This is a genomic window from Maribacter aurantiacus (genome assembly GCF_005780245.1).
Classification (GTDB): domain Bacteria; phylum Bacteroidota; class Bacteroidia; order Flavobacteriales; family Flavobacteriaceae; genus Maribacter; species Maribacter flavus.
The window spans coordinates 1-15538 of sequence record NZ_VBUK01000016.1; the positions used below are offsets into that span (position 1 = coordinate 1).

Consider the following 15538-nt stretch of genomic DNA (forward strand, 5'->3'; position numbering starts at 1 on the left):
CGCCGATGGTACTGCTATACCAAGTGGGAGAGTAGGTAGCCGCCTTCCTCAAAGCCCCCTTACATAACGTAAGGGGGTTTTTTTTATGCCCAAAAATTTATACTATTTCCTAAGGTCATTACAAATTCTTTTACATTTTTGATTGAACAATCCTGTGTCTTGGATATATGTTTTATATTCCCTATTTAGTATCTTTCTTTTAAAATTAATATTCATGCGAAAATTTCAGTTTTTGTTCGTTGTCGTTCTGGTATTCATGAATTCCGTTAACGCTCAAAATACCAAGATTGCCCTAGTAGGAGGAACTCTTATAGATGGATTTGGGGGCATACCTATTAAGAACAGCGTAATCCTTATTGAAGGAGAATATATTAAGGAGATTGGCAGTGTTGCCACTTTAGAAATTCCTTCTGACTACACTGTGATATCTACTGAAGGAATGAGTGTATTACCAGGACTTTGGGATATGCATGTACATACCATGATCAATGGTCATGCAGATTACACCTATTGGGATAGAACATACCCGCCATTACTGGAGGATGTAATAATGCCTTCATCAGCAGAACAATTACTATTAGCCGGTGTGACAAGTGCCAGGGATTTAGGTGGTCCATTGCAAGAAAGTATTAATGTTAGGGATGCTATCAATAACGGAGAAATACCAGGTGCCACATTATATGTTTCAGGTCCTTTTATCCAGCATGAACCCTATCCCGGCACAGAAGCATTTCGATGGGGAGTAAATGGAATTGAGGATGGTAGAAAAAAGATCAAAAAATTGGCTGATGCCGGTGTGGATGTCATAAAGCTAATCGATCATGATAAAATGACGATGGAAGAAGTAAGGGCAATCGTTGATGAGGCACATAAGCAAGAACTTAAAGTAGTTGCACATGCCCACAGACCGGAAGAAATCAGGAGGGCACTTTTGGCTGGTGCAGATTGCTTTGAACACACTGGTTTATCCTCGGCCCCGGAATATCCGGATGATATCATGCAAATGATCAGGGAACGTACCGCAGATATGAGCCAAGGTCCTTTATTCTGGTGTCCAACTGTGGAAGGATTGTATAACTATGAATACGTCAGGGACAATCAGGAGGAACTTGATAATGACTCTTGGCACCGTGGTTTGCCTGACAGTGTAATTACCGATATCAGAAACAGTTTTGCACATCCCGATCGACTTCCCTATTTTCAATTGACGCCTTCCAGGAAGCCTACCTTGGAAACAAAAATCAAGCAACTCTTGGATGCAGGGGTCGTATTGTTAATAGGAACGGATAGTGGCATCCCCATGAAGTTCCATAGTCAATCAACATGGCATGAATTTGATGTTTGGGTAAATGAGTTTGGAATCGACCCAATGTATGCCATTAGGGCAGCTACCTATTGGCCCGCGTTATGGATGGGCGTTGCCGATAAGGTTGGGACCGTAACTCCTGGTAAATACGCTGATATCATTGCGGTAAAAGGTGATGTTCTTCGTCATATAAACATTTTGCAGGACGTTGACATCGTATTTAAAAAGGGCAAGCAGTACAAATGAATTTGAATCAACTCTTCAAAATAGGAAATCAAGTTACAGAAGAACGTTTAAACTCCTTGTCTCACTTTTGCGGTGTTATTGCCGCTTGTATAGGTCTTATTTTTTTATGGAAAGATAATAATCATAGGTCGGTCTATTCGGAATTTAGTATTGGGGTATATGGTATAAGTCTAATAGTACTTTTTGCGTCTTCGACATCGTATCATTTTGTTGACAATCCTAGTTGGAAAAAACGCCTTCGAATTCTTGACCACATCAATATCTATTATTTGATTGCTGGTACCTATACCCCGGTAGCCTTGATAACTTTGGTAAATGGAAACGGTTGGACCTTATTTTACATTGTATGGGCAATTGCAGCATTGGGAACAGCATTAAAAATTTTTTATACGGGGCGATTTGAATTTATTTCTCTGTTGCTATATCTGGTAATGGGATGGTTGATCGTCTTCGACCTTAAAAATCTTCTTGCAAATTCTACTTCCCTTGGTCTGACTCTTTTGTTTCTTGGAGGCATATTTTATAGTGTTGGAATTATATTTTACGCAATACAAAGAATTCCCTACAATCATTTTATTTGGCATTTGTTCGTTTTGGCTGGTGCCTTTTGTCATTGGTTCTTTTTATATACCGATGTAATCTAATTTTTTAAATAATTGTCTAACTTGAATATTCGATGATTATTCGAAACTATTTTATACTTCTCCTAATTCTTTTTGTCTCATGTAAGAAAGATTATCCTGAAACAGATGTCGACTTGACAGATTACATTTTACAGGATGGATTTAAATTAAAACCCATTGCCTCAGAACCTTTACTCATAGCCCCTGTAGCTATGGATTTTGACAATCGAGGAAGAATTTGGGTCGCCGAAATGAACGGTTATATGAATACTATGGAGGGCAAAGGGGAGGAGTTACCACTGGGAACGATTAAAATTTTGGAGGATAGGGATGGTGATGGCGTTATGGACCATGCCAAAAAGTTTTTGGATAGTTTGAGATTGCCCAGGGCCATCGCCCTTGTATACGGAGGCTTATTATATGCGGACCCCCCCAATCTTTGGTACGTTGAAATACAGAACGACAGACCGATAAATCGCATTTTGGTCGATTCTATGTATGCTCCGGATGGTAATCCGGAACATCAGCCCAATGGACTAATGATGAATGTGGATAACTGGATTTATAATGCTAAATCGCATTTTAGGTATCGTCAAAAAAATGGCAAATGGTTGAAGGAGCCCACTACATTCAGAGGGCAATGGGGAATTACCCATGACAACTTTGGGCGTTTATACTACAATGATAATTCCAGACAATTATTGGGGGATTATGTTTTGCCAAACAGAACTACCCGTAACAAGTTCTTGAAACCAGCCCATAGCGTACATAAATTGCTAACGGAAGACCAGAGGGTGTACCCATTACACGCCAGTTTGGTCAATAGGGGATATGCCGAAGGTATTTTGGATAAGGACAGTTTGTTGGTAGATGTAACCGCAGCTTGTGGACCACTGGTATACAGGGGAGGAATGTTTCCATTGGAATATGACCAGAACGTTTTTGTCTGCGTGCCCGAGGCAAACCTGGTCAAGCGTAATATTTTGGAACTTCATGGCGATAGTACTAGTGCCTATCAGGCTTGGCAAGGAAAGGAGTTTTTAGCGTCGACCGATGAAGGCTTTAGACCCGTAAGCCTATCCAATGGTCCGGATGGGTCTTTGTATATCGTGGATATGCACAGGGGCGTAATTGGTCATCATGCGTATTTGAGTCCATACTTCAAAAAGAAGGCTAAAGAAAAGTCCTTGGATACCATCATCAACAGGGGTAGGATCCTAAAAGTAGAAAGTGAAAATATTTCAATTGCAACCCCAGTAAACCTCGAGACAACTACAGATGAGCAGCTTTTAGAATTTCTAAATCATTCGAACGGTTGGGTCAGGAATCGTGCCCAGCAACTTTTAATAGACCGAAACAAGAAAGGATTGGTGAACTCTTTAGTCAATTTGGTGAAAGAAAAGGAACCCAGTATTTCGCAAATTCATGCCTTATATACGTTGGAAGGAATGGACGCCTTGGATTTTGATCTTTTACTTCAAGTTGCTAAAAATGGCGAAGAACAACTGGTTGCCCATGCTATTGTTTTGCTCGAATCATTCGTAAATAGCAATAATACTGCCGATTTCCTTGAATTGGGGAATGGGATAATCAAGGAAAAAAGTCTATTTAAAGATATGTATTTGGCCAGTTCATTGGGTATTTGGGCGCATGGATCCAAAGAATTGCTAGCGCCTTTGCTTGTGGAGTATAGTATTTTATATAAGGGAAATCCTATCATATCCGAGGCTTTGGTAAGCGGTGCCGAGACGATACTGGAAGATTATAAGGTGATTTTGGACCAAATTGACTTTGATAGGTCATCGGTTTTGTACGAAATGCTAATGGAAAGCATACAAAATAAAGCCGATGCTATTCTAAATCCAATTTACGTAAGTAAGGGATTGAAAGAAGATCCTAGAACCAAGGGTGCAAAAATCTTCAGGCAGATTTGCGCTGCATGTCATGGCATCAACGGAGAGGGAAATGAGGGGCTTGCTCCGCCATTGGTACATTCAGAGTATGTTTCCAAGCCTATTGAGCGCTTGGCATTGATAATTTTAAATGGATTGAAGGGACCCATCCATGTAAATGGAAATCGGTATGAGATGAATCAGGCTATGCCAGGGTTAAAGAATAACGAAACGTTATCGGATAAGGACATAGCAGATGTAATTACCTATGTGAGCAACGCATTTGCGGATAACCCTCAGTGGATTTCGGAAGAAAGTGTAGGTGAATTAAGGAAAATTGAATCCCAGGATGGGAATGAATTTACCGAGGCTGAACTGTTGGAACTCGATTTTGAAAATTAGATGGCTAGGACTTGATTGGACTATCGTCACATTCTAAATCTCCCGTTGCATATAACAATCCATTGAGCAGAAATGAAAGTATGCTAGGGTTTTCATAACTCTGTGGATTATGTGAAGGGGCGGAGTAAAAGACCCTTCCTTTTCCAAACTTTTTTATCCAAGCCAAATAACTTATGTTTTTGGAAACTTCTTTATTTTTTCCTTCTATTTTTTCCGCCTCCATATATAGCAAAGGCTTAAAATCATACTCAAAATAGGCGTTGTCAAAAAAATAGGGTTCGTCCACATGTGCAAAGCCTTCCCCATCAAAGGCTCTTAGAATAGGATGGTCTTTATCCGCCAGTTTGACTTGGATCAACTGCTGTTTGGGATGATAATCAAAACTTCCACCCACCAATTCACTGAATTTTTTGGATTTGTTCAGCATGGTAATGCCACCGTGAAGTACCACCAAACCGTTACCTTGCCGGATGTATTGCAGGAGATTGGTTTCATATTGCTCGGCTTTTGACCAAGCGGCATCGGCATTCAATTCTTTCTTAAAAACGTCGTAGAAAAGATTTCTAAAATCTCTTTCGGAACAATTGTTATTCAATACGATCGCATCAAATTGCTGGATATTTTCCTTGTTGAACATGGCAACATCCTTGGAAGTTGTGATATCAAAATTTTCACTTTTTTCCGCTATACCTTTGATTACGGCCTCGGTGTGTGGAACCGTCCAATGGTCAAACCCGGTGAATAGGCTAAAAATCAACACCTTTTTCCTTTCTTTCAATTTTGGATAATCATTCGGTAATTTGGATACGATGGAATTTGTCCATTCCTGGGTTAAATCGAAAGCTTCCAGATCTTGTGAAGAAACCTCAAGACACAGAAATAGCAAAATAAGGGAATAGACTAAAGTTCTCATACGTTTAAAACTAGGTTAATAACTTGATTCTTAAACATTTCCTATTGTAGAGGCATTTAACTTACCATAACAAATCCCTCTTTGAGGGTTTCATTTATTTATTTGAAATGTATTGGAATATACGTTTGTTTTTTACGAATGTAAGTAATTAAAATTTCTTTATTGAGGCCGCATGATGGGATATGAATTTCGAATATCTTATTTTTAGCGCGAAAAACGTTCGTCCCCGGATTACTGGATTCCGGTGTGTCGTTAAAACTTAATTTACTTAAATGACCGATTTATTTTCCCTAAAAAATAAGATTGTTGCACTTTCTGGAGGAACGGGAACCTTGGGCGGATCTATCGCCAAATACTTGATCGAGCAAGAGGCTCGGGTAATTTTACTGGGAAGGTCAACAAAAAAATTAAGGGATAAAAAAAATGAACTCGATAGCATTTCCCCGGATCGCACATTTACTTTTGAAGTGGATGTTTTAAATGAGGAAGCACTTAACGAAGTTCGGGAGGAGATTGCCCAAAAGTTCGAAACCTTGGATGGGTTGATTAATCTTGCCGGGGGAAATATCCCTGGAGCTACTTTAAGTGCCAATCAGAGTATCTACGACATCGCGATTTCGGATACACAAAAGGTCTTGGATATCAACCTGTTCGGAACGGTCATACCTACCATTGTGTTGAGCGGACTTATGGCTAGACAAGGATACGGTTCCATTATAAATATTTCTTCTATGGCCTCAAAGCAGGCTATTTCAAGGGTTTTGGGCTACTCGATGGCCAAAGCGGGCGTGGATACCTTTACCCAATGGATGGCCAATGAAATGGCTTCCAAATTCACGAACAGGATTCGCGTAAATGCCATCGCTCCTGGTTTTTTTATCGGAAATCAAAATAGAAGCCTTTTGACCAATGAAGATGGCACCTACACGGAGCGCGGAAACAAAATAATCAACAATACGCCCATGGCCCGTTTTGGGGATGCTTCGGAATTAAATGGTATGGTCCATTATTTATTGAGCGAGGCTTCCAGTTTTGTAACGGGTGTGTGTTATGATGTGGATGGTGGTTTTAATTCTTTTTCAGGAGTTTAATGGAATATTTAAAAAAGACATTTAGGTGGTTTGGACCCTCTTTTGGGGTTCGATTGAGCGATATTAGGCAAATAGGTGTAGAAGGTATTGTGGCTGCCTGTCAGGATATACCTTTGGGAGAGGTTTGGCCAATTGAAACCGTAGCATCCCTGAAATCTGAAATTGAAAGTGCCGGATTGGAATGGTCCGTGGTGGAAAGTGTGAACATCCATACTTCCATTAAATATGGTCTTCCGGATAGGGACCGATATATTTCCAATTACATTGAAACGCTTAAGAATTTGGCAAAGAACGATATAAAAGTCGTTTGCTATAATTTTATGCAACTGATCGATTGGACACGTACCAACTTGGATTATAAATTGCCCAATGGGGCATCGGCGTTGCAATACGATCCACTGGCCGCAGCAGCTTTCGATTTGTATATCCTTAAACGCGGAAATGCGGAAAAGGACTATGACGAAGGTTTTTTAAAGGAGGTAGCCTCCTTTTTCAAAAATTTATCGACCGAGGAGATTTCCAAACTCGAAAAGTCCATCCTCGCCGGAATGCCGGGTTCAAGAAAGCTTATCGATTTGAACGAGTTCAAAAAGAACCATGAAATCGTTTTGGGAATCAGTAAACAACAACTTCAGGATAATTTGGCCTATTTTCTAAAAGCTGTGATTCCCGAGGCAGAAAAATTGGGTGTAAAAATGGCCATCCATCCAGACGACCCACCATTTTCGGTATTTGGGGTTCCTAGGATAGTATCTAATTATGAGGAACTCAAGTTTTTGTTGGATGCCTGTCCATCGCCCAGTAATGGATTAACATTTTGTTCCGGTTCCTTGGGGGCCTCTTCCAATAATGATTTGGTGAAGATCATCAAGGATTTTGGGGATAAGATTCACTTTATCCATTTGAGAAACGTTCAAAGAAACGAGAATGGAAGCTTTTATGAGGCCGAACACCTAAACGGTTCCGTTCCTATGCAAAAGGTGATGAAAGCTATTGTTGAGGAACAGTTTAAAAGAAATGAAAAGGGTGGTATAGTTAATATTCCCATGCGACCCGATCACGGCCATGTGCTTTTGGACGATATCCAGAGACAGGACGAGTTTTATTCCGGATATTCCTTAATAGGAAGGGCTATGGGACTTGCCCAATTATCAGGACTTGAAATGGGTATTCGGGAAAGCCTTCTTTAACAAAGGGGTTTGTTTGGGCTAGGGAAACACGGGGTGCTACTTTTCTATCAATGCCTTTTCAAAATAGAACCCTAAAAAAGGAATTCAAGGTTTTAGTATATCCCTAAAATCTTCAAAAAATGCCTCCACATGATTCATGTTTTCATTAAAAAATAACATGGTCTGCAGCCAGGTATTTTTGTTGTGGATGGATACACCTTTAATTTCAACATAAATTCTGGAAATTTCCTTATGGTTTTCCAGCAAGTGGTATTCTTCGAATATTGCACTGGGCCAGTAGTCCTCCAAAAGAACGGATTTCAAGGATAGGAGTTTTTCCCATAACAATATACGTTGTTCAAGGCCTCCCTCTACATCAATGGATACCAAGGCTTTTTTGGAGTCAAAAGTGAATTTAAAGGTCAGCCCCTTTATTTTGGTTTTATAGAGTATCCATTTTTTGGGATATGATTTACCAAAGGAAATCCAGAATTCCTCCCTGAGTCTTCGTGATTCCTCTTTGCTGAACATTAAATAAAATAGGCTATGGTTATTCCAAGTACAATGACCAATAGTTTTCTTAGGTTGAATTTATGTCCTTCTGAACTTTCAAATAGGATTACCGTAGAAATATGGAGTAAAACCCCAATGACAATGGCATTAATGAACATCAGGTTGTCCATTATAAAACCAAAGGATTGCGATAGATAGGTTCCCAAAGGTGTCATCATCGAGAAAAGTAGTATGAACAATGCCGATGCAATTGTTTTCATTTTGGAGTTCAATAAAAAGAAGCTCAGAATTACGGCGATGGCTATCTTGTGGATCAGGATTCCATAGATAATACTGTTGTTTTCGGAAATGGGAATACCCTCCAACAACGAATGTATGGAGAGACTTCCAAAAAGCAACCATGGAAAGTTAGTATCGGTTTTGGACAAATGAACGTGTCCATGCTCCGCACCCTTGGAAAAGAACTCCAGGAATATCTGTAGTAATATCCCCAACATGATAAATATTCCTATACTTTTGGTATTGGAATGCTCGTACACTTCCGGCAGCAATTCAAAAATGGTCAATGCGAGCAAGAACGCCCCGCTAAAGGCCAGTAATAATCTAAAATGCTCCTTTTTTTTGGGTTTGGTAAAGAAAACAAAAACAAAACTTAGCAGTACACCAAGAATTGGCAGAATATAAATCATGTAAAGCAGGGTTTGTTGCCTAATTGAGAATGGCGAATCTTTGCTGCATCAAAATTAACGTATTTTTGTTGTATGCTAAACAATGGGTATGGGGAATAATTTTAGGATGGTAGCCAAAACACTTTTTGGCTTTGAAGAAATATTGGCCAAGGAACTTAGGAACCTTGGTGCAGGAAATGTTGAAATTGGGATTCGCAATGTGGCCTTTGACGGCGATACCGGATTCATGTACAAGGCCAATCTATGCTTGCGGACCGCTATTAAAATTATAAAACCCATCGCCACCTTCTCCGTATTAGGGGAGGATGATCTTTATAAAAAGATTTTTCGGATGGACTGGGCCGAATATTTGTCCGTGGACGATACGTTTGCCATTGATGCCACTGTTTTTTCCGATAATTTCACCCATTCGCTCTATGTTTCCCAAAAGACCAAGGATGCCATTGCCGATAAATTCCGAGAAACGGATGGCAAACGTCCCAATGTGGATGTCAAGAACCCGGACCTAAGAATCAACGTTCATATTCACAAAGATCAATGCAATGTTTCCTTGGATAGTTCCGGGGCCTCCCTGCACCATAGAGGCTACAGGACAGCGACCAATATAGCCCCCATTAATGAAGTCCTTGCTGCCGGAATTCTATTGTTGAGCGGGTGGGACGGCCAGTGTGATTTTATGGATCCTATGTGCGGCAGTGGAACCATGCTGGCGGAGGCGGCCATGATTGCCTGCAATATTCCGGCGAACATCAACCGGAAAGGTTTTGCATTTGAAAAATGGCCCGACTTTGATGCAGATCTTTATGAAAAAATTATCGAGGCAAGTCTCAAAAAGACCAGGGAATTCCATCATAAAATCATCGGAATGGACAAAGCTCCCTCAGCGGTAAGAAAGGCAACGGAGAATATTGAGAATGCAAACCTATCGGATTATATAGAAGTAAAAAGGGATAACTTTTTCAAGACGGAAAAGGAGACGGAAGGACCCTTACACATGTGTTTCAATCCGCCGTACGGCGAACGTTTGGACATCGACATGCAAAACTTTTATGCCTCCATTGGTGATACCTTAAAACAGGGATATCCCGGCACCAACGCATGGATGATTACTTCAAATCTGGATGCCCTGAAATTTGTTGGGCTAAGACCCTCACGCAAAATAAAGGTATTCAACAGTCATTTGGAGTCCCGTTTGGTACATTATGAAATGTATGAGGGAAGTAAGAAGGCGAAATATAATAAAACTGGAAATACAGAGGCATGAGTTTGAAGCAAAAGGCATTGTTGTTCAATTTTTTGGGATTTGCCGTTATTTTCCTCCTATTCCGGTTTGGACTTTCTTATTTATTGGCCATCAAACCGGTATACATTTCGGTACTTTCCGCAGTTTTGGCAATGGTTATTGCCCCAAAATTTGCCGTCGCTAGCATTGAGGGTGTTCCAAAATTGTTGATGAAGTGGATTTTCCTGAAGGGTTTTAAGGAATTGTGATTATTGCTCAGGCTCCAGTTCCTTGGGCTGTTTTTTCTTTTTGTAGAGGGGTAGGAAATAGGAAATGGAATAATTATAGCCTACACCAAACCGGGTACCGTCCGTGACCTTGTTAAAACCTGGAATCCAAAGGTTGGGAAACCGATCGTCCCCACCGTCAGAATTGGAAACCAAAATTCCCAAACGAACACTCGCTCCCAAAAATATATTTGCGAAAAGTTCCACTTTGGTACCAAAAAGTGCCTCTACCCATACGGCGGACCTTCCGGAAAATTCCTCCGCTATGTTGGAGCCTTCTGCAAAATCCGTCGGATTCCAGTACCTGTTGGAATTGAAATATTGATAGTTGTTCAAGGTCTGACTAAAACTGCTAAAAGCCAATCGGCCTCCATAATAGAGCAAATTTTGTTCCCCGTACCAGTTTTCATAGGTATTGTTGTCAAACCCCAATTTGAGGTAGCTTCCGGTTGTGGTGAAATTATATAGGTCTTCCTGTTTTGTCTTGTCTTCCGTACCTAGTTCAGCGGCCAGGTACAGTTTTTCCGTAAGTCTATAATCGGCTACAATTTCAAACCCCGTATAGTTCTCGTCCAAAGTGCTGATCAAGGGCCTACTAAGGTCGATTCCCGCACGCAGTCCGTAAGCCTGTTTATATTCCACGGTATCCTTGGGCTGGGTATCAATGGGTTTGCTTTGGGCAAAACCAAACATCAATCCGGATAGAAATAAGGTATTAATGAAATATTTTAACATGGGTGGAGTCTGAGTTTGTAATATTGGCCCTAACGATTTCTATATCCAAGATCCAATTACCGGAGCCGGATTGTAGGTTGGTCGTAAGACTGTCATAATTGACAATAAATCCGCAGGCACGGGATGTAAAGTCCTCTAGGCGTTCATAATTGAAGGTCAGGGTATCGATATTGCCAGTTTCTTGTCCGCCATCGTTGGTAGCGGAATTGGAAATAATTAAAAATGTGGTTGCATCCGTTTCCGTTCTTAGGGGAATTTGGACGTTGTTCACATTGGACCGATCTGTAAATGTATTTACCGCAGTACTTTGCCCTTCGCCCAAAATGCGCAGGGCGGTGACATTTTTGTTTGCGGTGGGGTTGGCCGCATCAAAAAATTCCAGAACAAGCAACGGGGTATCGCCCTCAACACAAATGTCATCCTTCTCACAGGAAGCCATAAAGACGATACACAATACCGCGAACAAGACCCAACATAACTTCTGCATGCTAATTTTTCTTTTTCAAAAGTACGACATTTTCAACGTGGTGCGTCTGTGGGAACATGTCCACGGGCTGAACCTTCACAACCTCATACCTATCTTTCATCAGCTCAAGGTCCCTGGCCTGGGTAGCACTGTTACAGCTTACATAAACAATACGTTGTGGGGAAATGTTGAGAATTTGTTGCACCACATCTTTGTGCATGCCGTCTCTTGGGGGGTCGGTTATGATGACATCCGGTTTTCCATGTTGTGCAATGAAACTATCGTTGAAGACATTTTTCATATCCCCCACGAAGAAAGCCACATTATCAATATTATTTCGTTTCGCATTTGCTTTGGCATCCAGAATAGCGTCCGGAACGGATTCGATCCCAACGACTTTTTTGGCCTTTTTGGCAACGAATTGGGCTATGGTTCCTGTTCCTGTATAAAGATCATACACAAGTTCGTCACCGGTAAGCATGGCGAAATCCCGGGTTACTTTATAAAGTTCGTAAGCCTGCTCAGAATTTGTCTGATAGAAGGATTTTGCCGTAATCTTAAAGGAAAGGCCTTCCATCTCTTCAAAAATATGGTCCCTTCCTGCAAAACAAATCACTTCTTGGTCGTAAATGGTGTCGTTTTGTTTTGTGTTGACTACGTAGAGCAAGGAAGTAATTTCAGGGAATGTTTCCTTTAAATGATTTAGCAGTAGTTCTGTTTTAGGTTTGTCTTCCTCAAAAAACTGTATCAATACCATCAATTCCCCCGTCGAAGCGGTGCGTATCATGAGGGTCCGCAGCAAACCATATTGATTTCTTGGATTGAAAAAAGTCAGTCCGTTTTTCTGGGCAAATCGTTTGGTTTCTAACCGTATGGCATTGGATGGATCTCGTTGTAGATGGCATTTTTTTATGTCCAGGATCTTGTCCCACATGCCCGGTATATGAAAACCCAGGGCGTTTTTGTTATCGATGTCCTTGTTGGATTGGATTTCATCCATGGTAAGCCACCTGCTGTCCGAAAATGAAAACTCCATTTTGTTCCTATAAAAATAGATGTCCTTGGAGCCTAGAATGGGTTGAATTTCGGGTAGATCCAAATGGCCTATTCGCTTTAAATTGTTCTCAACCTCTTTTTGTTTATAATAAAGCTGGTAATCATAGCCCATATTTTGCCACTTGCATCCGCCACAAACACCAAAATGTTCGCATTCAGGTGCGACCCGCTTTTCCGAGAGGGAGTGGAACGCAACGGCAGTACCCTCAAAATAGCTTTTTCGCTTCTTGTGCGTTTGCACGTCCACCACATCGCCCGGTACGGCGTTATCCAAAAATACGATTCTTCCATCTGAGGCCTTCCCCACGGTTTTCCCCTTGGCACCGGCGTCCACGACTGCTACATTTTCAAAAATGAGTCTCCTTCTGTTCTTTCGCATGCGGCAAAAATAATAGGTTTCTTTGGATTGAAGGTTAGGATAGGCATACTATTAACAAGTGTGTTGACACCCTTCAAAAAAGCTTTAAAATGAATTGGAATATTTGTACTTTTGGAGCTCTACAGGGATGATTTCTCTCCCACGCTGAATTTTCGTTCCGATGCCCATCGGGATAGCGAAAGGATAAAGGTACAGAAGGAATTGCTAAAGTCTTATTTAAAGTAATTTTATCATGTCAGTTTTAGAAAAAATCACTTCTGAAGATGCCATTGCATTGGAGGATAAGTACGGGGCCCACAATTACCATCCGTTACCCGTAGTTTTGAGCAAGGGAGCCGGTGTATATGTGTGGGATGTGGAAGGTAAAAAGTATTACGATTTTCTTTCGGCCTATTCTGCAGTAAACCAAGGGCATTGCCATCCCAAGATTGTTGGGGCCATGATGGAGCAGGCCCAAACCTTAACGCTCACTTCCAGGGCATTTTATAATGACAAATTGGGCGCGTTTGAAAAGTATGCAACGGAAACTTTTGGGTTTGATAAACTCCTGCCCATGAATACAGGTGCCGAAGCCGTAGAGACCGCCTTGAAGATCTCTAGAAAGTGGGGGTATGAGAAGAAACGGATTCCGGAGAACGAAGCTGAAATCATTGTGTGTGAAAACAATTTCCATGGACGGACCACCACGATCATTTCCTTTTCCAATGATCCTATTGCACGAAGGAACTTTGGACCTTATACCAAGGGCTTTCTAAAAATAGCATACGATAACCTGCAGGCCTTGGAGGAAGCTTTGAAAGACAACCCCAATGTAACCGGATTCTTGGTGGAACCTATCCAAGGTGAGGCCGGGGTGTATGTTCCGTCCGATGGGTATTTAAAAAAGGCGAAGGAACTTTGCGAAAGATATAATGTGCTTTTCATTGCCGATGAGGTACAGACAGGCATTGCGCGTACGGGCCGACTTTTGGCCACCTGCGGTAATTGCTCCTGTTCAGATAAGCATTGTAGCGGTACTCCAGAGGTAAAACCCGATATTTTAATTTTAGGGAAGGCATTGTCCGGTGGGGCCTATCCTGTTTCCGCTGTATTGGCTAATAACGATATTATGGAGGTCATTAGACCTGGTAATCATGGTAGTACCTTTGGGGGCAACCCAGTGGCCGCTTCCGTTGCCATGGCCGCATTAAATGTCATTAAAGAGGAGCGATTGGCAGAAAATGCCCAAGAACTTGGGGAACTGTTCCGTGCAAAACTGAATGAATTCATCCCCAATTGCGATTTGGTTACTGCGGTGCGGGGTAAGGGCCTTTTGAACGCTATTTTAATCAATGATACCGAAGAAAGCTCCACGGCATGGGATATTTGTATGGCCTTGAAGGAAAACGGTTTATTGGCGAAACCTACGCATGGTAACATCATCCGATTTGCGCCACCACTGGTAATGACCAAAGAACAGCTACTGGATTGTGTCGGCATAATCATCAGAACGTTGTCCGAGTTTAAGAAATAAAAAAATCCCCGAAATTCTTCGGGGATTTTTTTCTCTCGATTCCTATTATTTAAAAATTACCTGATGACATTACAAGGGCTATGATTGCCCCAAAATAAATAATGGTAAAAATCAAATAGATCAAGGCGAGGCCCAATCCAATATAGGAAAGGATCCTTCCTGTTTTTGCATTTTCATATCCGCTGTACGAATTGCCGACTTCAGACCGATATATGTTCTCGGCTTTTTTGGCATTGCTCAGTCCTATAAAACTGAAAATAGCACCAAAAGGACCACAACAGAAAATGGTCAAAACAATGGACAGAATGCCAAAAGTTAGGGCATTACTTGCGCCGGGTAGTGGTTGCATATTCATAGTTGACTACTCTTCAATTCCCCACTGTTCCATCATTTCCCTTTGTTGTTCCATAATGCCGTCCCAACCGATAGTGCTTATTTGGTATATCACGCTACCTATGTAATATACGCTTAAAACAATTCCTATAATGGCCAGAATCTTGCCAATGTTGATGGTCTTAAAGTTGGAGTACAGTTCAGGGTTTTCCTTATAAATCCTTTGTGATTTAAGGGCCAATACCAAGGCTATCACCGCTGGGATGATCCCAAGACCAAAACACCAGCAACAGATAATTCCAAAGATTGATAAAACGATGATCGCTATTTCATTAGGTAATTTTTGTTGTTCCATAATTTTTAAAAGGTTTGGTTAGATAAATTTAAAAAAAAAGTTAATGAATACGGCCGCAGTGCTTATAAACATGAGTGAAAACGTAATATTGGACTCGTGTTTAAAGTTAAACCTATTTCTCACTAGTAAAAACGCGAACAGGGCAATCAAAGGATATATGGCAGGATACATTTTAAAGGCCTCCACAAATTCGCCCTTAAACAAAAACAACAGGGACCGTTGTAATCCGCATCCCGGACAGTCCACACCCAGAAATTGCTTCGTAAAACAGGGAAGCATGTACTTCTCAATGTTGAGTATATATAACAATGCCGATAGTTGCATGGTACGCTTTATTCACAAGCAGAA

Annotated in this window: 17 protein-coding genes; 8 read left to right on the plus strand and 9 right to left on the minus strand. The window is 41.1% G+C overall.

Translation table 11 applies throughout. The features are described 5' to 3' along the window. Positions 1–214: 214 nt before the first annotated feature. The 3 genes from FEK29_RS17185 (at position 215) to FEK29_RS17195 (ending at position 4469) form a co-directional block, all read left to right on the plus strand. Positions 215–1552, plus strand: coding sequence for an amidohydrolase family protein (locus tag FEK29_RS17185; protein WP_138259670.1), 1338 nt, complete (start codon positions 215–217; stop codon positions 1550–1552). Then, positions 1549–2196, plus strand: a complete 648-nt coding sequence (gene trhA / locus FEK29_RS17190; RefSeq protein WP_138259671.1) for a PAQR family membrane homeostasis protein TrhA — start codon at positions 1549–1551, stop codon at positions 2194–2196. The genes FEK29_RS17185 and trhA overlap by 4 nt, the downstream gene beginning before the upstream one ends. A 113-nt stretch (positions 2197–2309) precedes the next feature. Next, on the plus strand, positions 2310–4469 hold the full coding sequence (locus FEK29_RS17195) for a DUF7133 domain-containing protein (protein ID WP_240042782.1): 2160 nt from the start codon (positions 2310–2312) through the stop codon (positions 4467–4469). A gap of 4 nt (positions 4470–4473) precedes the next feature. Here FEK29_RS17195 and FEK29_RS17200 read toward each other — a convergent pair whose 3' ends face one another. Beyond that, positions 4474–5382: a ThuA domain-containing protein gene (locus FEK29_RS17200; protein WP_138259672.1), complete on the minus strand. Its 909-nt coding sequence runs from the start codon at positions 5380–5382 to the stop codon at positions 4474–4476. A 272-nt stretch (positions 5383–5654) separates the two neighbouring features. On the opposite strand from FEK29_RS17200, the gene FEK29_RS17205 reads away from it, so the two are divergent. After that, on the plus strand, positions 5655–6473 hold the full coding sequence (locus FEK29_RS17205) for an SDR family oxidoreductase (protein ID WP_138259673.1): 819 nt from the start codon (positions 5655–5657) through the stop codon (positions 6471–6473). Next, entirely contained in the window at positions 6473–7663 is a 1191-nt protein-coding gene (uxuA, locus tag FEK29_RS17210) for a mannonate dehydratase (protein ID WP_138259674.1), read from the plus strand. Before FEK29_RS17205 ends, uxuA begins: the two co-directional genes overlap by 1 nt. 84 nt (positions 7664–7747) lie before the next feature. Here the strand turns inward: uxuA and FEK29_RS17215 are convergent, their stop codons facing one another. Together FEK29_RS17215 and FEK29_RS17220 are read right to left on the minus strand one after the other, a co-directional pair. Beyond that, positions 7748–8173 carry a DUF4268 domain-containing protein gene (locus FEK29_RS17215; protein ID WP_138259675.1) on the minus strand — a complete coding sequence of 142 codons (426 nt, stop codon included), beginning with the start codon at positions 8171–8173 and terminating at the stop codon, positions 7748–7750. Next, complete coding sequence (locus FEK29_RS17220) at positions 8173–8844, minus strand: ZIP family metal transporter (protein ID WP_138259676.1); 672 nt, start codon at positions 8842–8844, stop codon at positions 8173–8175. Before FEK29_RS17220 ends, FEK29_RS17215 begins: the two co-directional genes overlap by 1 nt. Positions 8845–8932: 88 nt before the next feature. On the opposite strand from FEK29_RS17220, the gene FEK29_RS17225 reads away from it, so the two are divergent. Next, positions 8933–10108, plus strand: a complete 1176-nt coding sequence (locus tag FEK29_RS17225; RefSeq protein WP_138259677.1) for a THUMP domain-containing class I SAM-dependent RNA methyltransferase — start codon at positions 8933–8935, stop codon at positions 10106–10108. Then, entirely contained in the window at positions 10105–10335 is a 231-nt protein-coding gene (locus FEK29_RS17230) for a hypothetical protein (RefSeq protein ID WP_138259678.1), read from the plus strand. The genes FEK29_RS17225 and FEK29_RS17230 overlap by 4 nt, the downstream gene beginning before the upstream one ends. On the opposite strand, the gene FEK29_RS17235 is transcribed toward FEK29_RS17230, so the two are convergent. The 3 genes from FEK29_RS17235 to rlmD are packed head-to-tail and all read right to left on the minus strand — an operon-like array spanning position 10336 to position 12989. After that, positions 10336–11088: a DUF6048 family protein gene (locus FEK29_RS17235; RefSeq protein ID WP_138259679.1), complete on the minus strand. Its 753-nt coding sequence runs from the start codon at positions 11086–11088 to the stop codon at positions 10336–10338. Continuing rightward, positions 11069–11575 (minus strand): DUF6452 family protein, encoded by a 507-nt coding sequence (locus tag FEK29_RS17240; RefSeq protein WP_138259680.1) that lies wholly within the window; start codon positions 11573–11575, stop codon positions 11069–11071. The genes FEK29_RS17235 and FEK29_RS17240 overlap by 20 nt, the downstream gene beginning before the upstream one ends. A 1-nt stretch (position 11576) precedes the next feature. Beyond that, a complete protein-coding gene (gene rlmD, locus FEK29_RS17245; protein WP_138259681.1) occupies positions 11577–12989 on the minus strand; it encodes a 23S rRNA (uracil(1939)-C(5))-methyltransferase RlmD in 1413 nt (470 codons plus the stop codon). Positions 12990–13221: 232 nt separating this feature from the next. Here rlmD and rocD point away from each other — a divergent pair, with 232 nt between their 5' ends. Beyond that, complete coding sequence (rocD, locus tag FEK29_RS17250; protein WP_138259682.1) at positions 13222–14502, plus strand: ornithine--oxo-acid transaminase; 1281 nt, start codon at positions 13222–13224, stop codon at positions 14500–14502. Between the two features lie 49 nt (positions 14503–14551). On the opposite strand, the gene FEK29_RS17255 is transcribed toward rocD, so the two are convergent. From FEK29_RS17255 to FEK29_RS17265, 3 genes are read right to left on the minus strand one after another with little or no spacing between them, the layout of a single operon-like run. Beyond that, positions 14552–14851, minus strand: coding sequence for a CCC motif membrane protein (locus FEK29_RS17255; protein ID WP_317129193.1), 300 nt, complete (start codon positions 14849–14851; stop codon positions 14552–14554). Between the two features lie 12 nt (positions 14852–14863). Further along, positions 14864–15190, minus strand: a complete 327-nt coding sequence (locus FEK29_RS17260; protein WP_138259684.1) for a CCC motif membrane protein — start codon at positions 15188–15190, stop codon at positions 14864–14866. A gap of 18 nt (positions 15191–15208) precedes the next feature. Further along, entirely contained in the window at positions 15209–15514 is a 306-nt protein-coding gene (locus tag FEK29_RS17265) for a DUF2752 domain-containing protein (RefSeq protein ID WP_138259685.1), read from the minus strand. Positions 15515–15538 lie beyond the last annotated feature (24 nt).